Annotated in this window: 19 protein-coding genes and 1 pseudogene; 10 read left to right on the forward strand and 10 right to left on the reverse strand. The window is 44.3% G+C overall.

Annotated elements, in window-relative coordinates:
• Positions 1–198 precede the first annotated feature (198 nt).
• The 5 genes from lpdA to ampD all read right to left on the reverse strand — a co-directional run bounded on the left by lpdA (position 199) and on the right by ampD (position 8,253).
• Positions 199–1,629 (reverse strand): dihydrolipoyl dehydrogenase, encoded by a 1,431-nt coding sequence (gene lpdA / locus B853_RS12250; RefSeq protein WP_005438019.1) that lies wholly within the window; start codon positions 1,627–1,629, stop codon positions 199–201.
• A gap of 243 nt (positions 1,630–1,872) precedes the next feature.
• Positions 1,873–3,780 (reverse strand): pyruvate dehydrogenase complex dihydrolipoyllysine-residue acetyltransferase, encoded by a 1,908-nt coding sequence (gene aceF, locus B853_RS12255; RefSeq protein ID WP_038885739.1) that lies wholly within the window; start codon positions 3,778–3,780, stop codon positions 1,873–1,875.
• Between the two features lie 30 nt (positions 3,781–3,810).
• Positions 3,811–6,474, reverse strand: coding sequence for a pyruvate dehydrogenase (acetyl-transferring), homodimeric type (gene aceE / locus B853_RS12260; protein WP_038885737.1), 2,664 nt, complete (start codon positions 6,472–6,474; stop codon positions 3,811–3,813).
• 55 nt (positions 6,475–6,529) lie between these two features.
• Entirely contained in the window at positions 6,530–7,297 is a 768-nt protein-coding gene (pdhR, locus tag B853_RS12265) for a pyruvate dehydrogenase complex transcriptional repressor PdhR (RefSeq protein ID WP_005446261.1), read from the reverse strand.
• Between the two features lie 404 nt (positions 7,298–7,701).
• Entirely contained in the window at positions 7,702–8,253 is a 552-nt protein-coding gene (ampD, locus tag B853_RS12270) for a 1,6-anhydro-N-acetylmuramyl-L-alanine amidase AmpD (RefSeq protein ID WP_038885735.1), read from the reverse strand.
• 92 nt (positions 8,254–8,345) lie between these two features.
• On the opposite strand from ampD, the gene nadC reads away from it, so the two are divergent.
• From nadC to yacG, 8 genes and pseudogenes are all read left to right on the forward strand, one after another.
• A complete protein-coding gene (nadC, locus tag B853_RS12275; protein ID WP_038885734.1) occupies positions 8,346–9,233 on the forward strand; it encodes a carboxylating nicotinate-nucleotide diphosphorylase in 888 nt (295 codons plus the stop codon).
• 227 nt (positions 9,234–9,460) lie between these two features.
• Entirely contained in the window at positions 9,461–9,919 is a 459-nt protein-coding gene (locus B853_RS12280) for a pilin (RefSeq protein WP_038885733.1), read from the forward strand.
• Positions 9,919–11,604 (forward strand): type IV-A pilus assembly ATPase PilB, encoded by a 1,686-nt coding sequence (gene pilB, locus B853_RS12285; RefSeq protein ID WP_038885732.1) that lies wholly within the window; start codon positions 9,919–9,921, stop codon positions 11,602–11,604. The genes B853_RS12280 and pilB overlap by 1 nt, the downstream gene beginning before the upstream one ends.
• 15 nt (positions 11,605–11,619) lie before the next feature.
• Positions 11,620–12,843: a type II secretion system F family protein gene (locus B853_RS12290; RefSeq protein ID WP_038885730.1), complete on the forward strand. Its 1,224-nt coding sequence runs from the start codon at positions 11,620–11,622 to the stop codon at positions 12,841–12,843.
• A 70-nt stretch (positions 12,844–12,913) separates the two neighbouring features.
• Positions 12,914–13,782 (forward strand): annotated as a pseudogene (locus tag B853_RS12295) (prepilin peptidase).
• Positions 13,783–14,397, forward strand: coding sequence for a dephospho-CoA kinase (coaE, locus tag B853_RS12300; RefSeq protein ID WP_038885728.1), 615 nt, complete (start codon positions 13,783–13,785; stop codon positions 14,395–14,397).
• A gap of 28 nt (positions 14,398–14,425) precedes the next feature.
• Entirely contained in the window at positions 14,426–15,166 is a 741-nt protein-coding gene (gene zapD / locus B853_RS12305; RefSeq protein ID WP_038885727.1) for a cell division protein ZapD, read from the forward strand.
• 63 nt (positions 15,167–15,229) lie between these two features.
• Entirely contained in the window at positions 15,230–15,424 is a 195-nt protein-coding gene (gene yacG, locus B853_RS12310; RefSeq protein WP_010450195.1) for a DNA gyrase inhibitor YacG, read from the forward strand.
• A gap of 577 nt (positions 15,425–16,001) precedes the next feature.
• Here the strand turns inward: yacG and rplS are convergent.
• From rplS to ffh, 5 genes are all read right to left on the reverse strand, one after another.
• The gene (rplS, locus tag B853_RS12315; protein WP_005379971.1) at positions 16,002–16,355 is read right to left on the reverse strand and encodes a 50S ribosomal protein L19; all 354 of its coding nucleotides are present in this window, start codon (positions 16,353–16,355) and stop codon (positions 16,002–16,004) included.
• Between the two features lie 41 nt (positions 16,356–16,396).
• Positions 16,397–17,140: a tRNA (guanosine(37)-N1)-methyltransferase TrmD gene (gene trmD / locus B853_RS12320; RefSeq protein ID WP_010450200.1), complete on the reverse strand. Its 744-nt coding sequence runs from the start codon at positions 17,138–17,140 to the stop codon at positions 16,397–16,399.
• Between the two features lie 27 nt (positions 17,141–17,167).
• A complete protein-coding gene (rimM, locus tag B853_RS12325) occupies positions 17,168–17,716 on the reverse strand; it encodes a ribosome maturation factor RimM (RefSeq protein ID WP_005438038.1) in 549 nt (182 codons plus the stop codon).
• Positions 17,717–17,745: 29 nt separating this feature from the next.
• A complete protein-coding gene (gene rpsP / locus B853_RS12330; RefSeq protein WP_004410028.1) occupies positions 17,746–17,994 on the reverse strand; it encodes a 30S ribosomal protein S16 in 249 nt (82 codons plus the stop codon).
• A gap of 210 nt (positions 17,995–18,204) precedes the next feature.
• Positions 18,205–19,587 (reverse strand): signal recognition particle protein, encoded by a 1,383-nt coding sequence (gene ffh / locus B853_RS12335; RefSeq protein WP_005446242.1) that lies wholly within the window; start codon positions 19,585–19,587, stop codon positions 18,205–18,207.
• 214 nt (positions 19,588–19,801) lie between these two features.
• On the opposite strand from ffh, the gene B853_RS12340 reads away from it, so the two are divergent.
• Both B853_RS12340 and B853_RS12345 read left to right on the forward strand, forming a co-directional pair.
• Entirely contained in the window at positions 19,802–20,596 is a 795-nt protein-coding gene (locus B853_RS12340; protein WP_010450206.1) for a cytochrome C assembly family protein, read from the forward strand.
• Positions 20,597–20,751: 155 nt separating this feature from the next.
• Positions 20,752–22,026 carry an HlyC/CorC family transporter gene (locus B853_RS12345; RefSeq protein WP_038885726.1) on the forward strand — a complete coding sequence of 425 codons (1,275 nt, stop codon included), beginning with the start codon at positions 20,752–20,754 and terminating at the stop codon, positions 22,024–22,026.
• Positions 22,027–22,247: the final 221 nt, after the last annotated feature.

Genomic DNA, 22,247 nt, shown 5'->3' on the forward strand with positions numbered 1-22,247 from the left:
GCGATTATTATTTGTCTTTCTTGAAACAAGTCATCTCCTTTAGAGCCGATCCTCTTTCATTAGCCTTCCCAAAACCAGCTCTCGATTCCTAAAGCGGAGCACTCCCGAATCTCCAAGCGTAGCGTTCTTTTCCTCCAATAAAAAAACCGCTGACGAATCAGCGGTTTCTAAAAACATTAGCGAGTAGCTAAGAAAAAGTTACTTTTTCTTTTTAACTGCTTTTTTGTTTGGAAGGTCAGTGATTGAACCTTCAAATACTTCAGCAGCTAGACCCACAGACTCATGTAGAGTTGGGTGAGCGTGGATAGTTAGTGCAATATCTTCTGCATCACAACCCATCTCGATAGCCAGACCGATTTCACCAAGCAGTTCGCCACCGTTAGTACCAACGATAGCACCACCGATTACGCGGTGAGTTTCTTTATCGAAGATTAGCTTAGTCATACCGTCTGCACAGTCAGATGCGATTGCACGACCTGATGCAGCCCATGGGAATGTTGCCACTTCGTAGTTGATGCCTTCCGCTTTCGCTTCTTTCTCAGTCTTACCAACCCATGCCACTTCTGGCTCAGTGTAAGCAATTGAAGGAATAACTTTAGGATCGAAGTAGTGCTTCTTACCAGAGATAACTTCTGCCGCTACGTGGCCTTCATGCACACCTTTGTGAGCAAGCATTGGTTGGCCAACTACGTCGCCGATCGCGTGGATGTGAGGAACGTTAGTACGCATTTGCTTATCAACGTTGATAAAGCCACGCTCGTCCACTTCAATACCCGCTTTTTCAGCATCGATAAGTGCACCGTTTGGTACACGACCGATAGCAACAAGAACGGCATCGTAGCGCTCAGCTTCTGCTGGTGCTTTTTTGCCTTCCATTGAAACGTAGATACCGTCTTCTTTCGCTTCAACTGCTGTTACTTTAGTCTCAAGCATTAGCTTGAACTTGTCTTTAATGCGCTTAGTGAAGACTTTAACGATGTCTTTATCTGCAGCAGGGATAACTTGGTCAAACATCTCTACTACGTCTACTTTAGAACCTAGAGAGTGGTAAACCGTACCCATTTCTAGACCGATGATACCACCGCCCATGATAAGCAGTTTTTCTGGTACTTCTTTCAGCTCTAGTGCATCCGTTGAATCCCAAATACGTGGATCTTCGTGCGGGATGAATGGCAGTTTGATTGGGCGAGAACCCGCAGCAATGATAGCGTTGTCGAAGTTAACTGTTGTTGCTTCGCCTTCGCCTTCTACAAGGATAGAGTTAGGGCTTGTGAACTTACCGTAGCCGTTTACTACAGTAACGTTACGCATCTTAGCCATACCGCTAAGACCGCCAGTCAGTTGGTTTACAACTTTCTCTTTCCAGATACGGATTTTGCTGATGTCTGTTTGTGGTTCGCCAAACACAACACCGTGCTCAGCCATCGCTTTTGCTTCTTCGATAACTTTTGAAACGTGAAGAAGTGCTTTAGATGGAATACAACCAACGTTTAGACATACACCGCCAAGAGTGCTGTAACGTTCAACTAGTACTGTTTCTAGACCTAAGTCCGCACAACGGAATGCAGCTGAGTAACCAGCAGGACCAGAACCAAGTACAACAACTTGGGCTTTAATTTCTTTGCTCATTGTGACCTCTTGTAGTCATTATCCCTAACAGGCTGAGTAGATGTTCTTAAATTATTAGGCTTTCAAACGATCAATATTTTACAGAGATGTTAACAGTGTGAAAGCAGCTTTAAGTTAGCCTGTGAGCTAGACAACAATTCATCTTTCAGATTCTGAACGATATGAGAAATTGTCGTCTAAAAATAGTCTTTTATATAAAGAAGTAAGGTGACCCGAAAGCCACCTTAACTATTACTTTCTAAATTACAGTACTAGGCGACGAATGTCTGATAGTGCACCGTTTAGGAAAGTAATGAAGCGTGCACCTTCTGCACCATCAATCACACGGTGGTCGTATGATAGAGACAGTGGAAGTTGTAGGCGTGGTTCGAACTCTTTGCCGTTCCACACAGGCTTCATTTCAGACTTAGATACACCTAGGATACCTACTTCTGGAGCGTTTACGATTGGCGTAAATGCCGTACCGCCGATGCCACCAAGGCTAGAGATTGTGAAACAACCGCCTTGCATGTCAGCTGCCGTTAGCTTACCAGCACGTGCTTTCTTAGATACAGCCATTAGCTCTTCAGACAGCTCGTAGATGCCTTTCTTGTTCACGTCTTTAAATACAGGAACAACTAGACCGTTTGGCGTATCTACCGCAATACCTACGTTCACGTACTTCTTAAGAATGATGCTTTCGCCATCTTCAGATAGAGAAGAGTTAAACGCTGGGAACGCTTCTAGTGCTTTCGCAACTGCTTTCATGATGAACACAAGAGGAGTGATCTTCATGCCAGTGTCTTTCTTAGCTTCGATAGCGTTCTGCTCTTTACGGAATGCTTCTAGCTCAGTGATATCAGCGTTGTCCCACTGTGTAACGTGAGGGATCATTACCCAGTTACGGTGTAGGTTAGCACCAGAGATCTTCTTGATCTTAGAAAGCTTCTGAACTTCAGTTTCGCCGAACTTGCTGAAGTCAACTTTTGGCCATGGTAGTAGACCAAGAGCAGAGCCGTCACCGCCTTTGCCAGATGCTGCTGCACCAGACTCTAGACGCTTAAGTGCATCTTTAACGTAAGCTTGAACGTCTTCTTTTAGTACACGGCTCTTACGACCAGTACCTTTAACTTTCGCTAGGTTTACACCAAATTCGCGAGCTAGACGACGAACTACTGGAGACGCGTGTGCGTATTCGTTGTTTTCTTGGAAATCACCAGTCGCTGCAGGAGCTGCTGCCGCTGGAGCTTTAGGTGCAGGTGCCGCCGCTGGAGCTGCTGCTTGAGCAGGAGCTGCTACTGGTGCCGGAGCTGCGCCTGCAACTTCGAATACCATAATCAGAGAACCAGTCGTTACTTTGTCGCCCTCAGCAATCTTGATCTCTTTAACTGTACCTGCGAATGGTGCTGGTACTTCCATAGAAGCTTTGTCGCCTTCAACAGTGATTAGAGATTGCTCTTCTTCTACTGTATCGCCAACTTTAACCATGATCTCAGTAACTTCTACTTCGTCACCGCCGATATCTGGAACGTTAACTTCTTTTTCTGCTGCGGCCGGCGCTCCGGATGCCGCAGGAGCTGCTGCTGGAGCCGCTTCAACTGCAGGAGCAGCTGCTACTGGCGCACCAGAGCCTGCTACTTCAAATACCATCACAAGAGAGCCAGTTGTTACTGAATCACCTTCAGCAATCTTGATCTCTTTAACCGTACCTGCGAATGGTGCTGGTACTTCCATAGAAGCTTTGTCGCCTTCTACAGTTAGAAGTGATTGCTCTTCTTCTACTGCATCGCCAACTTTAACCATGATCTCAGTAACTTCTACTTCGTCGCCACCGATATCAGGAACGTGAACTTCTTTTAGTTCTGCTGCCGCTGCTGCTGGAGCTGGAGCTGCTGCTGGAGCCGCTTCCGCCGCAGGAGCAGGTGCAGCGTCAGCTGCACCCTCGGCTTCGAAAATCATGATAAGAGAACCAGTCGTAACAGAATCACCTTCTGCTACTTTGATTTCTTTAACGATACCTGCTTGAGACGCTGGAACTTCCATAGAAGCTTTGTCGCCTTCAACAGTGATCAGAGACTGTTCTTCTTCAACCTTGTCGCCAACGCTTACAAGAATCTCAGTAACTTCAACCTCATCCGCACCGATGTCAGGTACATTAATTTCGATTGCCATTGCTTATTTACCTTCTAGTTAAGCGCTGTATTAAGCGTAAAGTGGGTTTGTTTTTTCAGTGTCGATGTTGAACTTAGCAATTGCTTCAGCAACAACAGACTTCTCAACATCACCACGTTTCGCTAGTTCAGTTAGTGCTGCAACTACCACGTAGCCTGCATTAACTTCGAAGTGACGACGTAGGTTCTCACGGCTGTCTGAACGACCGAAGCCATCAGTACCAAGAACTTTGTAAGACTCAGTTGGCATGAATGCACGTACTTGCTCAGCGTAGTTCTTCATGTAATCCGTCGCAGCGATTGCTGGTTCGTTACCAAGAACAGTAGTGATGTAAGGCACTTTCGCTTCAGCTTCTGGGTGAAGCATGTTGTAACGCTCTGCATTTTGACCATCACGAGTTAGCTCGTTGAATGAAGTTACAGAGAACACGTCAGATGCTACGCCGTACTCTTCGCTTAGGATAGTCGCTGCTTTACGTACTTCGTTCATGATAGTACCAGAGCTCATTAGCTGAACTTTACCCTTAGCACCTTCGTGAGACTCAAGCTTGTAGATACCTTTACGGATGCCTTCTTCAGCGCCTTCTGGCATTGCTGGCATTGCGTAGTTCTCATTCATTACTGTTAGGTAGTAGTAAATGTTTTCTTGCTCAGGACCGTACATACGACGGATACCATCTTGCATGATTACTGCTAGCTCGTAAGCGAATGTTGGGTCGTAAGAGATACAGTTCGGGATAGTGTTCGCTTGAATGTGCGAGTGACCATCTTCGTGCTGTAGACCTTCACCGTTCAGTGTTGTACGACCAGCTGTAGCACCTAGTAGGAAGCCACGAGCTTGTTGGTCACCTGCTAGCCATGCCATGTCACCAATACGTTGGAAACCGAACATTGAGTAGTAGATGTAGAACGGGATCATTGGCAGATCGTTTGTGCTGTAAGAAGTAGCAGCAGCAACCCAAGATGCCATTGAACCTAGTTCGTTGATACCTTCTTGAAGAACTTGGCCTGATGTTGCTTCTTTGTAGTAAGAAACGATGCCTTTATCTTCAGGTGTGTATTCTTGACCGTCTGGGTTGTAGATACCCACTTGACGGAATAGACCTTCCATACCGAACGTACGCGCTTCATCACAGATGATAGGAACAATGTTCTTACCGATGTTCTTGTCTTTAAGCAGAATGTTCAACGTACGTACGTAAGCCATAGTCGTTGAGATTTCACGCTTCTGAGCGCCTAGTAGAGGAGCGAACTCTTCTAGTTCTGGTACTTTGAACTCTTGTGTGAAGTTAGGTAGACGCTGTGGCGTGTAACCTTTCAGAGCTTTACGACGAGCATGCAAGTATTCGTACTCAGCAGAACCTTCTTCCAGTTTCAGGTATGGAAGCTCAGCCACTTTCTCATCAGAAAGAATGTCTTGTAGACCTAGACGATCACGTAGGTATTGTACGTGAGTCATGTCCATCTTCTTAACACCGTGAGCGATGTTCTTACCTTCAGCCGCTTCACCCATGCCGTAACCTTTAACAGTCTTAGCTAGGATTACCGTTGGCTTGCCGTTTGTTTCTTTTGCATTGTTAAATGCAGCAAACAGCTTAGAAGAATCGTGACCACCACGCTTCAATTCGAAGATTTGGTCGTCAGTCATGTCTGCAACTAGTGCAGCAGTCTCAGGGTACTTACCAAAGAAGTGCTCACGTACGTATGCGCCATCTTTAGATTTGAATGTTTGGTAGTCGCCATCGATCGTTTCGTTCATAAGCTGTAGTAGCTTACCAGTCGTATCTTTAGCTAGTAGTGCATCCCAGTTGTTGCCCCAGATAACTTTAACTACGTTCCAACCAGCACCTTTAAACAGACCTTCAAGCTCTTGAATGATCTTACCGTTACCCATTACAGGGCCGTCTAGACGCTGTAGGTTACAGTTGATTAGGAAACATAGGTTGTCTAGCTTCTCACGCGCAGCGAAAGAGATAGCACCGCGTGATTCTGGCTCATCCATCTCACCGTCGCCTAGGAAAGCGTATACACGTTGAGCAGAAGTATCTTTCAGGCCACGGCCGTTTAGGTACTTAAGGAAACGCGCTTGGTAAATAGCAGAGATTGGACCAAGACCCATAGATACTGTTGGGAACTGCCAGAACTCAGGCATTAGTTTAGGGTGCGGGTATGAAGGTACGCCTTTACCGTCTACTTCTTGACGGAAGTTGTCTAGCTGCTCTTCAGTTAGACGGCCTTCAACGAATGCACGAGAGTAGATACCCGGTGAAATGTGACCTTGGTAGTAAACTAGATCGCCACCGTCCGTCTCGTTTGGAGCACGGAAGAAGTGGTTGAAACAAACTTCGTAGAACGCTGCTGCTGACTGGTAAGAAGCCATGTGACCACCAAGGTCTAGGTCTTTCTTAGAAGCACGCAATACAATCATGATTGCGTTCCAGCGAATAATCGAACGAATACGACGCTCAAGAGTTACATCACCAGGGTAAGCTGGCTCTTGTGCAGCTGGAATAGTGTTGATGTAGTTTGTGTTGATGCCAGTTGGCATATCAACGCCGTCTAGACGTGCTTTTTCTAGAACGGTTTCTAGTAGAAACTGTGCACGTTCTACACCTTCTTCACGAACAACGGATTCAAGGGCTTGTAGCCAATCTTGAGTTTCCAGTGCATCTACGTCATGCTTCATGTCAGACATGGCGATCTATCCTTCTGTTGGTTGGATCTACTTATTTAAGTAAGCGGTTCTTGTGTTAAGAATCGTTACCTTGCTGAATTCGACGCAGAGAACGCTCTCGTCGAGACTCTTCTCGAGTCAAATCCAACAATGTTTCTTCAATATAAGCTAAATGTGAGTGAGACATTTCACGTGCCTTTTCAGGCTGACCAGAAACAATCGCATCCACGATATTAGCTCTGTGTTTACTTACTTTATCGACCACTTCATCGCGGCGATGTAAGAGCTTTAGATTCTGTAAAACATTTTGCTCAAGCAAAGGGGCAAGACTACGAACAATATGAAGCAGGACGACATTGTGTGCCGCTTCGGTCAAAGCAATCAGAAACTGCATAACCGCAGCAGCTTCTGCCTCAACGTTATCGCCTTTTTGCTCTTCACTGATTTGATTCAAGCATGCCTGAATACGAGCAAAATCCTCATCGGTACCACGTAATGCTGCAAAGTACGCTGAAATGCCTTCCATCGCATGACGCGATTCAAGTAGGTCTAACTGCGTTTCGGAGTGAGTTGACAATAAGTTCAATAAAGGATCTGAAAAGCTTTTCCAGATGTTTTCGCTAACGAATGTGCCACCGCCTTGACGACGAGTAAGCAGACGTTTTGCTTCTAAACGCTGAATGGCTTCACGGACAGATGGACGAGACACATCGAACTGCTTAGCGAGTTCGCGCTCTGGTGGCAACTGCTGCCCCGGAGAGAGTGTTCCTTCCACAATCAACCTTTCTAGCTCTTGTTCAATAACATCAGAGAGCTTTGGCTGACGAATCCTTTGATAAGCCATAATTTATTGTTCTTCTACTCTTGCAGGTAATTGGTAATACCAATTTTAAGTTGGTGCAGAAATTAACATAATTAAAACGTTACTGTCCAGCCAAAAATTGACCTAAATCATAGAACAGACCTACAACCAACACTTTGATAACAATCGCCCATTAAAACAGCAATAAAATTGGTATGACCAATTACATAAACAAAACAGTTGGGGAGTCTGCGTGCTAGTGTTTTTGGTAAAGAAATACAAAAAATGACAAAAAATTTCGTTTACTTATCCACCAAGATTGCGTTTTAGCACTCAAAATGTAGTTAACTTTTAACAAGTGCTCATATTTCTTGTATCGAAAAAAGGCATACTTGAGTGTATGCCTTATTTGTTTCTGTTTTTTGAATTTACACTTTCGCTACAAATTAGCGTTTTATCTGGCGCCGGAACTTGACCCAGTCAAAGCTTAGACCAGGATCGGCTTTTCTCAAGGGAGCGATATACTGATGCCCCGTAATTCTCGGTAAAGTAATTTTTGGGTAGGAATGCATGACAGCTTGGGTCAAAGCAGTAAGTGATTGATATTGTTCTTCGGTATAGGCAATAAACTCGGTGCCTTCGAGTTCAACTCCAATGGAATAATCGTTACAACGTTCACGGCCAGCAAAGCTGGATTGCCCGGCATGCCATGCTCGGTCTAAAAAAGAAACAAACTGAACAATCTCGCCATCGCGCTTAATTAAACAATGTGCCGAAACGCCCATTTTGTGAATTACCTCAAAAAATGGATGGGCGCTGGGATCAAGACTGCCTGTAAAGAAGTCCTCGATGTAAGGACCACCAAATTGCCCCGGCGGTAAACTGATGTTATGAACCACCAGCAGAGAGATGTCTTCTTTGTCTGAACGAGCATCAAAAAATGGCGATGGAACGTGCTTTGCCTTCGTCAACCAACCATTCTCGATTTTTAGGCACATATCAACCTCTCTACTTTGCAAATTAACTGCTGAAATTATTGACACCGGAGAGTATCATTCGTTGCCATCTCCCTTTCAAGACAAGATTTGCGATGAAGAACACACACAACAGCCAAGAACGCCTAGAATACCTTAAGCAACAGCTTCCAATAGAAATCACTCGTGCCGTAGCCGATACCCTAAAAGAAGACCTAGGTGGCGTATTGGATGCAGACAAAGACATCACCGCATCGCTTATCCCTGCTGACGCTATTAACACTGCAACCATCATCACTCGTGAACACGGTGTGTTCTGTGGTCAAGCTTGGGCAGATGAAGTATTCAAACAACTGGGTAGCAAAGTGACCATCGAGTGGCATGTAAAAGATGGTGACAAGGTAGAACCGAACCAAACGCTTTGCACCCTAACTGGTCCTGCTCGTGATTTGCTCACTGGTGAGCGCAACGCAATGAACTTTATTCAAACCCTTTCAGGTTGCGCGACCATTACCGCTGAGTATGCAGAGAAAATTGCTCACACTGAATGCCGTCTATTAGATACTCGTAAAACGATTCCTGGCCTACGTAGCGCGCTAAAATACGCAGTAGCTTGTGGCGGTGGTTTCAACCATCGTATCGGTGTGTTCGATGCATACCTTATTAAAGAAAACCACATCATTGCATGTGGCGGTATCACTCAAGCGATCACTACTGCGAAAGAATTGAACCCAGGTAAGCCTGTTGAAGTTGAGACGGAAAGCTTGGAAGAGCTAAAAGAAGCGATCGAAGCGGGTGCAGACATCATCATGCTAGATAACTTCACTACAGATATGATGCGTGAAGCGGTCGCGATCAACGTAGGTCGTGCGGCGTTAGAAAACTCAGGTAACGTTACTCTAGAAACCATCGCTGAATATGCAGAAACTGGCGTAGATTACATCTCTGTAGGCGCTTTGACTAAGCACCTAAAAGCGCTGGATCTTTCGATGCGCTTCAAGTAACGAACGTAAAATTCGTCACTAAAAAATGACTAATATGGAGAGGAGCTTAGGCTCCTCTTTTTATTTCGAAGCTCAAAATTCATCGCAAAAGCATGAAACGCATATGCAACAGCACGTTAAAGATACCTACCTGACTCGAAACCTTTTATTTGCTTAGTTTTCTTAGGCTTAATCTATTTTATGCTTCCGCCCCGTGCAAGATGCATCTGGAATTAAAGGAAACATATATGAAAACAAACAAACGCAATAAGCAAAAAGGTTTTACGCTGATTGAATTGATGATTGTGGTAGCGATTATCGGGGTATTATCTGCTTTTGCTATCCCGGCATACTCAGACTACACACAACGTACGCGAGTAGCCGGAGCCGCGGCTGGTATTAGTGGTTTCAAAACAGCAGTAGCAATGTGCGCTCAAGATCTTGGCCAGCTTACTGGCTGCGACCAAGCTACTAATGATATTCCAGCAACAATCGCTACTGGTGATGACGGCGCGACTATTTCATATGTAGATGAGGTTACCGTCGCTGACGGCGTTATTACAATGGTAACTACAGGCGTTGATGATACAGGTACTTTACTAGAACTTGAGTTTACTCCAACTATTGGCAATGGTGTGGTTCAGTGGGCCATTACTGGAACGGGCTGTTCAACTGCTGGTCGTAGCATCGACTGTTCAGGTAACTAATGCTCACCAACCTCTGCTCTGTTCTTCGTCAGGCTGGTTTAGTTGATACTCAGCAAGAAGATGCCGTCATTGAGCTAGTAAAAGCCTCTGGTATTTCGGTACCGGAGGCTTTGATCCAGAACATGTATTTTACCTCAGATGAACTAGCTGTTCATTTGAGCTCTTTGTTTGGCTTAAACTATTGCTCATTATGCGAGTTTGACTTTGAACCACTTTGTAAAGAGTTGGGGTTACGAGAGCTCATTACAAAATATACTGCTCTCCCTCTAAAAAAAGACTCCAATGCGCTTACGCTAGCAATTCCCGACCCGACAATGTGGCATGCTGAAGATGATTTTAGATTCGCTACAGGATTGCCAGTGGAGCTAGTCCTTGCAGACTTCAAAGAGCTTCAAGCTTCTATACGTCGCTTATATGGCAGAACAATTGAAAACTCTCACTCAAACTTAAAAGATATCAATCAAGACGAACTGGCTAACCTTGTAGATATTGGTGAAGACGAAATAGAAAACATCGAAGATTTAAGTGAGGATCAATCCCCAGTCAGCCGTTACATCAACCAAATTTTGCTCGACGCAGTCCGGAAAGGAGCTTCCGACATTCATTTTGAGCCATATGAAAATATCTTTCGTGTTCGGCTACGTTGTGATGGCATCTTAGTTGAAACTCAACAGCCCCCTAGCCATCTTAGCCGTAGACTCTCTGCACGCGTAAAAATCCTCTCTAAACTTGATATTGCAGAACGACGGTTACCACAAGATGGCCGAATTAAGCTTAAGTTAAATAGTGATGTCGCCATTGATATGCGCGTATCTACGCTCCCTACGTTATTTGGCGAAAAAATAGTATTACGCCTATTGGATAGCAGCTCCGCATCTTTAGATATTGATAAGCTCGGATACAGTACAGAGCAGAAAGCTTTATATTTGAATGCCTTAAAACGCCCTCAAGGTATGATTCTTATGACCGGCCCCACCGGTAGTGGAAAAACGGTGTCACTGTATACCGGGTTAAACATTCTAAACCAACCAGAAGTTAATATTTCTACAGCGGAAGATCCTGTTGAAATTAACTTATCTGGCATCAATCAAGTGCAAGTTCAACCAAAAATTGGTTTTACATTTGCAGAAGCACTGCGTTCATTTTTAAGGCAAGACCCTGATATTGTCATGGTTGGTGAAATACGAGATTTAGAAACTGCCGAAATAGCAATAAAAGCCTCCCAAACTGGCCACCTCGTTCTATCAACACTGCATACAAATTCCGCTGCCGAAACGGTTGTTCGCTTAAATAATATGGGCATTGCAAGCTTTAACCTAGCTTCCTCTCTAAGCCTTATTATTGCTCAACGTCTCGCAAGACGTTTATGCCAAAACTGCAAGCAGCCGGCGTCAATGACTCCTGCGTTATCCTCACTGGGTATATCTGACAAAGACCATGTTTTTGACGCCAACCCTGTAGGGTGTAGTGATTGTACAAATGGTTACAGTGGGCGCACAGGGATTTATGAAGTAATGCCATTCGATGATGCAATGTCAGAGGCGATCATCAAAGGGTATACATCTCTGGAGCTTGAACGATTAGCTGTAGAGCGAGGAATGAAAACACTAAAGGCTTCAGGGTTAGAAAAACTAAAACAAGGGATCACCAGTTTTAGCGAGCTTCAACGCGTACTTTACTTATAGTCAGGTTCTATCAACATGAAAGTATCAACACCCCAACTTAAGAACTTCCGCTGGAAAGGCATCAATAGCTCAGGGAAACAAACATCAGGCCATATACTCGCTCTGAATGAGGTCGAGGTTCGCGAAAGACTCGATGGTCAACACATCAAAGTTAAAAAACTGAAAAGAAGCAATGCTTCTGTCTTATCAAAATTAAGTAACAGAGTTAAAGCCAGAGACATCACGATTTTCACTCGCCAGATTACAACTATGCTGACAACCGGTGTTCCTATTGTCCAAGCGCTCAAGTTGGTGTCAGAAAATCACCGCAAAGCGGAAATGAAATCCATACTGTTGAACATTAGTAAAGCAGTAGAGGCAGGAACCCCCATGTCAAAAGCAATGAGAACCTCAAGCCAGCACTTCGACCCGCTGTATACAGATCTCATTGCCACTGGAGAGCAATCCGGTAATTTAGATAAAGTTTTTGAACGCCTCGCTACCTACCGGGAAAAGAGCGAGCAACTTCGAGCTAAAGTAATCAAGGCTCTGATTTATCCCGCCATGGTGATCTTAGTAGCGCTAATTGTATCTTTTGTCATGCTTACCAAAGTAATACCTGAGTTCCAAAAAATGTTTGCTGGCTTTGGTGCCAATTTGCCTTGGTTTACCCAACAGATCCTAGCCCTATCAGATTGGGTTCAAAATTGGGGAGGGATTATGATTTTAGGAATTGTGGGTGTTATTATTTCATGCAAGCTAATCAGCAATCGCTCTCCTTCTTTCCATCTATTTTTAGCGCGAACGAGCTTGAAAATCCCAGTCCTAGGACCCGTTTTTTCGAAAGCGGCAATAGCTAAATTTAGTAGAACACTAGCCACTAGTTTTAGTTCCGGCATTCCGATACTCACAAGTTTAAAAACCACCTCAAAAACCTCTGGCAACCTACACTATCAACTCGCGATTGAAGAGGTCTATCGTGATACTGCTGCAGGGATGCCAATGTACATTGCGATGAGAAACTGCAATGTATTTCCAGAGTTAGTATTGCAAATGGTTATGATTGGCGAAGAATCCGGAAGGCTTGACGATATGCTCAATAAAATCGCCAATATTTATGAGTTCGAAGTCGACAACACCGTAGATAACTTAAGTAAAATCTTAGAGCCTTTAATCATCTTATTTTTAGGGGTGGTTGTCGGCAGTATGGTTGCTGCAATGTACTTACCAATCTTTAACTTGATGAGCGTATTGGGATAGAATGATCCTTTAGCAATTAATCCCATCAAAACAGCACTTTGCTATTTGATTCATCGCGCAAGAGAAAGATATGGAAGTATTCCAGTACTACCCATGGCTATTCGTTGTATTTGCCACGATTTTTGGTTTGATCGTAGGCAGCTTCCTCAACGTTGTTATTTATCGACTACCCAAAATCATGGAACTAGAATGGCGACGCGAGTGCGCTGAGTCATTTCCTGAATACAAGATCGAGCCACCAAAAGAGACATTAACGCTAAGTGTGCCGCGTTCATCTTGTCAGCAATGTGGTACACACATTCGCATCAGAGACAACATCCCTGTGATTAGTTGGCTATTACTCAGAGGTAAATGCCACAACTGCCAGTCTTCTATTAGTGCTCGCTACCCTCTTGTCGAACTGCTTACAGCGTTTTGTTCGGGTTTTATCGCCTTTCATTTCGGTTTTAGCTACTTCACTGCGGCCCTTATTTTCTTTACCTTTGTACTGATAGCCGCCACATTCATCGACCTAGATACGATGTTGTTGCCGGATCAACTCACGCTGCCATTAATGTGGGCAGGTATTGCACTTGCTCTCGTGGGTATAAGCCTGTTAGCCTGCAAGACGCCGTTATTGGAGCTATGGCGGGTTACCTCTGCCTCTGGAGTGTCTACTGGGCATTCAAACTGCTAACTGGCAAAGAAGGTATGGGCTACGGTGATTTTAAACTACTTGCAGCATTAGGAGCTTGGTTAGGTTGGCAATCTTTGCCGATGATCATTTTGCTTTCATCAGTGGTAGGCGTCATCTTTGGTCTTATTCAATTGCGTTTGCAGAAGCAAGGCATCGAAAAAGCCTTTCCTTTTGGTCCTTACCTTGCAATCGCGGGTTGGGTAAGCCTAATTTGGGGCAATCAAATCCTTAACTGGTACTTTACGTCAATTCTAGGAGTGTAGATGGCTTTTGTTATTGGCCTAACGGGCGGTATTGCAAGTGGCAAAACCACCGTGGCAAACCTATTCAAGCAACAATTCAAGATTGACATTGTCGACGCCGATATCGTAGCTCGTGAAGTTGTGGAACCAAATACTCCTGGCCTCAACGCCATTATCGAGCACTTTGGTACTGATATTGTTCACGATGATCAAACTCTTGATAGAGCAAAGCTAAGAGAAAGAATTTTCTCTCATCCCGAGGAAAAAGCTTGGCTCAATGGCTTATTACATCCAATGATCAGTGAAAAGATGATCGAAGACCTAGAGCAAGTTACATCGGACTATGCGCTTTTGGTTGTTCCTTTACTAGTAGAGAATAAGTTGGATAGCTTATGTGATCGCGTCCTTGTTGTTGATGTAGAACCTCAAACTCAAATATCCAGAACAGTGAAACGAGATAACGTTAGCGAAGAGCAAGCAAAAGCGATCTTGGCTTCGCAAGCATCTCGAGAGCAACGACTCGCTCTAGCTGATGATGTGGTTAAGAATAACCCAAATGACCCTGAACTTTTGCTTCAAATCACAGATTTGCACGAAAAGTACCTAGCCATGTGCAAGAAAAATCTGCGAAAATAGGAAATGAAATTAGATAGGGCTTAAGTTGATGACCACGCACAAATTTGAACATCCTTTAAATGAGAAAACTCGCATCTATTTAAGAGTTGAGTCTTTGCTGCGTCAGGCTCACTTAGCCTCTGGTTTTACCGACAACCATCAATATCAACTTTTCTTTCGTTCGATATTCGATATGCTCGAGATCTTTGAGCAAATTCAATTGAAAAGTGAGCTGGCAAAAGATCTTGAGAAACAACGTCTCTCTTATCGAAATTGGTTAAATGTAGATGGCGTCGATCAAGAGGCGCTTAGTGCTCTCCTAAAAGAGATAGACACTATTCATGAGCATCTCATGCGTGCTGAACGCTTTGGTCAATCCTTAAAAGAAGATCGTTTTTTAAGCTCAATCCGCCAGAGGTTTAATTTACCTGGTGGCTCATGCTGCTTTGATCTTCCAGCTCTGCATTATTGGTTACACCTCCCAATAGAACGAAAAAAGCATGATGCGAGTCAATGGCAATCAAGTTTACAGCCTTTATCTGATGCTCTATCTCTATGGTTGAAGCTCACTCGTGAAACTGGCCACTTCAAAGCACAAATAGCTCGTGCAGGCTTTTTCCAAAGTGACGCTGAAGAAGCGAATATTCTACGTCTGCATATTCCTATGGAATACGGTGTCTATCCGATGATTTCAGGACACAAGAATCGCTTCGCGATTAAATTTATATCATTTGAAAGTGGTCAAGCTTGTACGCAAGACGTCGAGTTTGAGATTGCCGTTTGTAGCTAAAACCAACACACACTATTATTTCTATACCCCTTTGACACTTCAACACAATGGGATTCTTTAACCATGTCTAAAATTACTATCGTTCCATGCCCACAATGTGGTGCAGACGTAGAATGGGGAGAACAAAGCCCTCATCGTCCTTTCTGTAGCAAACAGTGCCAAATGATTGATTTTGGTGAATGGGCAGATGAAGAAAATACCATTCCTGGCGCACCAGATATGTCGGACAGCGATGGTTGGTCTGAAGACCAGTACTAAAAAATTGAGAGGCTAGATACGACAGCGCTGCGCTTCGAGAATAATAGAGAGGGGTTGATGTGAGAGCATCGACCCTTTTTGTTTTTTAGCATATCGAAAGAGATATTCCCGACAATGCTCCTTCGTCACTTTTGGGAATGACACCGTTTGGGTTCATTTGTTTTTATTCGTCATCCTCAAAAACGAGAAACGAGTGAGCTGGAGAGCTCTTCATTACTTTAACCTCGCGAAGAACAACCCCCCCAGCTCAGGTAAAGAGCTCTGTATTCCTATTCATCGCAACACAAGAGTTCCACTCAAAGAGATTTCTGACAACGTACCTTTGTTGCTTCCGAGAGTAACGCTGTTTGAGTTCATTTATTTGTTTTTTATTCGTCATCCTCAAGAGCGAGGAACGAGCAAGTTGGGGATCCCTTTTTTTACTCTCTCTCGAAGGACAAATGCCGCTCACTAACCGAAGCGCTCCATTATATCAGAGCAAGTATTCCTGACTCTTCGAAGCACTGCGCCCTTTTTCGCGCATAAAAAAACGGAGCCCATTTGGGCTCCGTTTACGATGAGAACGCTAGTTATAGCATTACTTCTTAGCAAGTTTCTCTTTGATACGAGCAGACTTACCAGAACGCTCACGTAGGTAGTACAACTTGGCACGACGTACTGCACCACGGCGTTTAACTTCGATGCTATCAACGATTGGAGAGTGTGTTTGGAACGTACGCTCAACACCTTCACCGTTAGAGATCTTACGTACAGTGAAAGCAGAGTGAAGACCACGGTTACGGATTGCGATTACAACGCCTTCGAAAGCCTGTAGACGCTCACGGTCACCTTCTTTAACTTTAACCTGAACTACAACAGTGTCACCTGGTGCAAATTTAGGTAGGTCTGATTTCATTTGCTCTTCTTCAAGAGCCTTGATGATGTTACTCATTTTTTAATTTCCTAGAATAAACTGATACTAAATAAATTAGGTTACTTTGCATTGTGTTCACTAATGAACTCAGCAAGTAATTGTTCCTGTTCGTCAGTCAGAGCTAGGTTTTCCAGGAGCTCTGGTCTTCTAAGCCAAGTTCGGCCCAGCGACTGTTTTAGTCGCCATTGACGAATGTCCTTGTGATTGCCTGACATCAGTACCGCTGGTACCTCTTTGTCATCCAATACTTCTGGACGCGTATAGTGAGGGCAATCTAACAAGCCATTTGCAAAAGAATCTTCTTCTGCTGACGCGAAATCCCCTAGCACCCCCGGAACAAACCGAGAGACAGAATCGATCAACGTCATAGCTGGAATCTCACCACCCGTCATCACAAAATCACCAATCGACCATTCTTCGTCGACTTCAGATTGAATGATGCGCTCATCTACCCCTTCGTAACGACCACAAATCAGAAGTAAATTCTCATTCGTTGCCAGTTCTTCGACTCCTTTCTGGTCGAGCTTGCGACCTTGAGGAGAAAGGTAAATGACTTTCGTCTTACCCGGTGAGGCTGCTTTCGCGGTATGAATGGCATCGCGCAAAGGCTGAACCATCATTAACATACCAGGACCACCACCGTAAGGTCGGTCATCGACAGTGCGATGTTTGTCGTGAGTGAAATCGCGAGGATTCCAAGTCTCAATAGACAAAAGACCTTTTTTAACCGCTTGACCTGTTACTCCATAATCAGTAACAGAACGGAACATTTCAGGAAAAAGGCTAATTACGCCAACCCACATGTTTATCTCGCTCTGTAATTTTGGAGATTAGAATCCAGGATCCCAGTCAACTTCGATCCGTTGAGCTTCGCGATCAACTTTGATGATCACTTGCTCTTCAAGGAACGGGATTAATCGTTCCTTCTGCCCGAAAGCATCTTTAAGATTTGCTTTAACAACCAGAACATCGTTTGAGCCAGTTTCTAGAATGTCAGATACGACACCTAGATCGTAACCTTTAGTGGTTACTACTTGCATCCCAAACAATTCACGCCAGTAGAACTCATCTTCTGACAATTCAGGAAGTACCGCAGGGTCAATAGCAATTTCAAAGTTTGTCATTAGATGCGCGTCTTCACGAATATCTAGACCTTCCAGCTTAGCCACCATACCTTTGTTATGGCGCTTCCAGCTTTCTACTTTGTACTCAACCCACGTACCCTTTTGGTTAATAAACCAAGGGCTGTAATCGAAAATGCTTTCAGCATTGTCTGTGTAGGAAAAAACTTTAAGCCAACCTCGAATGCCGTAAGTAGCACCAAACTTGCCTACAACAATCTTTTCGTTGCTCATTGTTTCTTTACCTTTCATCGACATAAACTAGTTTCTACTTCTTAAGTAAAAAATTAAGCCGCTTTTTGAGCGTCTTTAACTAGCTTAGCAACGCGGTCAGATAGAGACGCGCCTTGACCAACCCAGTGGTTAACGCGGTCTAGGTCTAGACGTAGACCTTCTTCTTGACCTTGTGCAGTTGGGTTAAAGAAACCAACTTTCTCGATGAAACGGCCAGTTGCAGCGTTGCGGCTGTCCGCTACTACGATTTGATAAAATGGACGCTTCTTAGCGCCGTGACGTGCCAAACGAATGGTTACCATGTCGTCCTCTTTGCTTTCTCAAAAATAAAATTAACCCCAATAATCATCCATAAAACTGAACAATCTGGGGTCTCGTGCCAAAATAAAGCTCCGGAATTTTACTCTTCTCCCGGAGCAATGCAAGGGATTTAGTTACTTTTTCACCAACATAAATTGAAATTCAAGTTTGTGATGTAGCTAACACCCTGAAACTAAAGTCTAGGCAATCGTTTAACGACCGAATGGATTGAAGCCACCGCCTCCACCCATACCGCCCATCATACCTTGCATGTTACGCATCATGCCTTTCATGCCGCCCTTTTGCATCTTCTTCATCATCTTCTGCATCTGGGTGAACTGTTTCAGTAGACGGTTAACATCTTGAACCTGAACACCAGAACCCGCAGCGATACGCTTCTTGCGCGAACCTTTGATGATTTCAGGGCGTTGACGCTCTTTCATCGTCATTGAGCTGATGATCGCTTCCATTTGCTTGAACATCTTGTCATCGACTTTGTCTTTCACGTCAGATGGTAGCTGAGACATACCTGGTAGCTTGTCTAGCATGCCCATCATGCCACCCATGTTTTGCATTTGACCTAGCTGTTCACGGAAGTCTTCAAGGTCGAAGCCTTTCTTCTCTTTGAACTTCTTCGCTAGCTTCTCTGCTTTGTCTTGGTCAACATTGCGTTGTAGGTCTTCAATCAGTGACAGTACGTCACCCATGCCTAGAATACGCGATGCAACACGATCAGGGTGGAAAGGTTCTAGTGCGTCGGTCTTTTCACCCACACCTAGGAATTTGATTGGTTTACCCGTGATATGACGAACCGATAGCGCTGCACCACCACGTGCATCACCGTCGACTTTAGTCAGAATTACACCGGTTAGCGGCAGTGCATCACCGAATGCTTTTGCTGTATTGGCCGCATCTTGACCTGTCATTGCATCAACAACGAACAGCGTCTCAACTGGGTTAATCGCTGAGTGAAGATCTTTAATCTCACCCATCATTTCTTCATCGATAGCCAAACGACCTGCGGTATCGACAATCAATACGTCGTAGAATTTCTTCTTAGCATGGTCAATTGCTGCGTTGGCAATATCAAGTGGCTTTTGATCTGGTGAAGATGGGAAGAAGTCGACACCGATGTCTGATGCAAGTGTTTCTAGCTGTTTGATCGCCGCTGGACGGTAAACGTCGGCAGACACAACTAAAACTTTCTTCTTGTCACGCTCTTTTAGAAGCTTAGATAGCTTACCTACCGATGTGGTTTTACCCGCACCTTGTAGACCCGCCATCAAAAGTACCGCTGGCGGCTGCGCAGCTAAGTTAAGTGCTTCATTAGATTCACCCATCACCGCTTCAAGTTCAGCTTGAACGATCTTGATGAACTCTTGACCCGGAGTTAGGGATTTAGAAACTTCTACGCCTACCGCTTTTTCTTTAACGCGGTTTACAAATTCACGTACAACAGGAAGCGCAACGTCCGCTTCCAACAGTGCCATGCGTACTTCACGTAGGGTTTCTTTAATGTTGTCTTCGGTCAGACGACCTTTGCCACTGATATTCTTCAGCGTTTTGGATAATCGATCCGTTAAATTCTCAAACATCTTTGTCTCTTCGCTAAAAATGGCGATTAATTAGTGTGAGTATACCTTAGCCAACGTCACAGTCATACCCGTTGCGCCTCTCTATTCCTATATCGTGAGTTAACTTGTTAATTTCAATATCTCATCTCTCATGATTGATGAAAGATCTACCGTAGCCCCAAAGAGTAATGCAAGGTATAATTTTAACCATTGTGCACAATCACCTTTAGGATTCATGGATAGCTTAATTGCCATCGCAGCCGCCATTCTTTACGTTTTGGCAATTGCGACCATCATACCTGGACTCTCTCAGCAGTCCGGAATCAAAGCGAAAACAGTACTTGTCAGTGCGGCATGTGCGCTATTTTTCCACGCTTGGATTCTGAGTGACCTCATTTTTGACGGTTCAGGTCAAAACCTCAGTATTCTTAATGTCGCCTCTCTAATCAGCTTTATTATCTCTCTGGTGATGAGCGTAGCGATGCTCAAGAATCGTTTGTGGTTTCTTCTTCCTGTGGTTTATAGCTTTGCTGCCATCAATTTAAGTGCTGCTACTTTCTTACCAAGCACCTTTATTAAGCATTTAGAAAACGACCCTAAGCTACTTATCCATATTTCTTTTGCGTTGTTCTCCTATGCCACTTTAACCATTGGTGCGCTTTACGCACTGCAATTGGCGTGGCTCGACCACAAGCTAAAAGCGAAGAAGTCGTTAGCAATCAACCCGAATTTACCACCTTTAATGATGGTTGAGCGCCAGCTATTCAAAATTATCTTGATTGGTAACTTACTGCTTACTGGAACCTTATTGACTGGTTTCGTTTTCGTACAAGACATGTTTGCTCAGGGTAAAGCCCATAAAGGCATTCTTTCATTCATCGCTTGGGTGGTGTACTCGATTCTACTTTGGGGACACTACCAGAAAGGCTGGCGCGGTAAGAAGGTTACCTGGTTTGCCGTGGCGGGTGCGACATTGTTAACCTTGGCCTACTTCGGCAGTCGCTTCGTGAAAGAGATCATTTTAAGTTGATGTTCTCCATCTATAAAATTGCAATTAATAAGGAGCCTTGGGCTCCTTATCCTTTATATTGATGGGCAAATAAAATAGAGTACCCCTTATTACATTGACTTAATGACCAAGCTCGGTCATAAATTAACCAAACACATACAAGGAACAGCAGCGTTTTGGACGACATATCTACGGGTATCTTATTTGCGCTACTCGCGTGTCTTATCGTCATATCAGGTTACTTCTCCGGTTCAGAAACAGGGATGATGTCTTTGAACCGCTACCGCTTAAAGCACTTAGCCAATAATGGGCATAAAGGGGCGAAGCGAGTCGAAAAACTACTAGACCGCCCAGATCGCCTGATTGGTCTCATCCTTATCGGCAACAACCTCGTTAATATCCTAGCCTCTGCCATCGCCACTATTCTCGGCATGCGTTTGTATGGTGACTTAGGTGTTGCGATTGCAACAGGTGCTCTCACTATGGTTGTTCTGGTGTTCGCCGAAGTCACACCGAAAACCATCGCATCACTTTATCCTGAGCGCGTTTCTTACGCGAGTAGTATCCTCCTTACAATCCTGATGAAGATACTGTCGCCACTGGTGATGTTGGTGAACTTCATTACCAATGGTTTTATCCGCTTGATTGGCGTAAAAGCCGATCACAACACCGAAGACCACTTAAGTTCGGAAGAGCTACGTACCGTGGTAAATGAAGCGGGTGGCCTTATTCCTCGTCGTCACCAAGACATGCTGGTTTCGATACTGGATCTGGAGCACGTCACCGTGAACGATATCATGGTGCCACGTAATGAGATCACAGGTATCGACATCAATGACGATTGGAAGTCTATCGTCCGTCAGCTGACTCACTCTCCACATGGTCGCATTGTGTTGTATCGCGATCAGATTGATGAAGTCGTTGGTATGCTGCGTCTACGTGAATCATACCGTTTGATGTTAGAGAAAAACGAATTCAACAAAGAGACATTATTGCGTGCTGCCGATGAGGTGTACTACATCCCTGAAGGTACACCACTCAACGTTCAAATGTTGAAGTTCCAACGCAACAAGCAACGCATCGGTTTGATTGTCGATGAGTATGGTGATATCAACGGCTTAGTCACATTAGAAGATATCCTAGAAGAGATTATTGGTGAATTTACCACTTCTATTACACCAAGCTTGTCAGAAGAGATTACGCCACAAGGAGATGGTAGCTTCTTGATTGAAGGCAGCGCGAATGTCCGTGATATTAATAAAGGCTTAAAGTGGAAACTGCCAACCGATGGACCACGTACCTTGAACGGCCTGATTCTGGAGCATTTAGAAGATATTCCGGAGAGCCATTTAAGTGCGCAAGTTGCAGGGCATCCAATGGAAATTGTCGAGATTGAAGAAAACCGCATCAAGCTAGTGAAAGTATATCCAAAGCTGAAAAAGAGCAGTTAACAGCACCACTTCAAATATTCCAATCAAAAAAAGAGGTTCATCGCGGATAAGCGGGAACTGAAAACAAAAACGGTAGTAAGTGATAGAGTTTTATCGCCAAACAAAACCTACACAAACTACCGTTTTCATGTCGAATCATACTTTCCTATCTTCATTCTGGGAAGGCTTTCATATAGTAAAGTCTCATCAGACTCCATCATTAATAAAGCTCACTCTCAAAC

This window comes from Vibrio rotiferianus CAIM 577 = LMG 21460 (assembly GCF_002741985.1).
Classification (GTDB): Bacteria; Pseudomonadota; Gammaproteobacteria; order Enterobacterales; family Vibrionaceae; genus Vibrio; species Vibrio rotiferianus.

Bases quoted from the DNA above. Each gene is read 5' to 3' on its own strand.
- trmD (WP_010450200.1), bottom strand. From the start codon at position 17,140: ATGTGGGTTGGCGTAATTAGCCTTTTTCCTGAAATGTTCCGTTCTGTT.
- aceF (WP_038885739.1), bottom strand. From the start codon at position 3,780: ATGGCAATCGAAATTAATGTACCTGACATCGGTGCGGATGAGGTTGAA.
- coaE (WP_038885728.1), top strand. From the start codon at position 13,783: ATGGCTTTTGTTATTGGCCTAACGGGCGGTATTGCAAGTGGCAAAACC.
- ampD (WP_038885735.1), bottom strand. From the start codon at position 8,253: ATGTGCCTAAAAATCGAGAATGGTTGGTTGACGAAGGCAAAGCACGTT.
- lpdA (WP_005438019.1), bottom strand. From the start codon at position 1,629: ATGAGCAAAGAAATTAAAGCCCAAGTTGTTGTACTTGGTTCTGGTCCT.
- rpsP (WP_004410028.1), bottom strand. From the start codon at position 17,994: ATGGTAACCATTCGTTTGGCACGTCACGGCGCTAAGAAGCGTCCATTT.
- B853_RS12290 (WP_038885730.1), top strand. From the start codon at position 11,620: ATGAAAGTATCAACACCCCAACTTAAGAACTTCCGCTGGAAAGGCATC.
- zapD (WP_038885727.1), top strand. From the start codon at position 14,426: ATGACCACGCACAAATTTGAACATCCTTTAAATGAGAAAACTCGCATC.
- rimM (WP_005438038.1), bottom strand. From the start codon at position 17,716: ATGTCGATGAAAGGTAAAGAAACAATGAGCAACGAAAAGATTGTTGTA.
- nadC (WP_038885734.1), top strand. From the start codon at position 8,346: ATGAAGAACACACACAACAGCCAAGAACGCCTAGAATACCTTAAGCAA.
- yacG (WP_010450195.1), top strand. From the start codon at position 15,230: ATGTCTAAAATTACTATCGTTCCATGCCCACAATGTGGTGCAGACGTA.
- pdhR (WP_005446261.1), bottom strand. From the start codon at position 7,297: ATGGCTTATCAAAGGATTCGTCAGCCAAAGCTCTCTGATGTTATTGAA.
- B853_RS12340 (WP_010450206.1), top strand. From the start codon at position 19,802: ATGGATAGCTTAATTGCCATCGCAGCCGCCATTCTTTACGTTTTGGCA.
- rplS (WP_005379971.1), bottom strand. From the start codon at position 16,355: ATGAGTAACATCATCAAGGCTCTTGAAGAAGAGCAAATGAAATCAGAC.
- ffh (WP_005446242.1), bottom strand. From the start codon at position 19,587: ATGTTTGAGAATTTAACGGATCGATTATCCAAAACGCTGAAGAATATC.
- pilB (WP_038885732.1), top strand. From the start codon at position 9,919: ATGCTCACCAACCTCTGCTCTGTTCTTCGTCAGGCTGGTTTAGTTGAT.
- B853_RS12280 (WP_038885733.1), top strand. From the start codon at position 9,461: ATGAAAACAAACAAACGCAATAAGCAAAAAGGTTTTACGCTGATTGAA.
- aceE (WP_038885737.1), bottom strand. From the start codon at position 6,474: ATGTCTGACATGAAGCATGACGTAGATGCACTGGAAACTCAAGATTGG.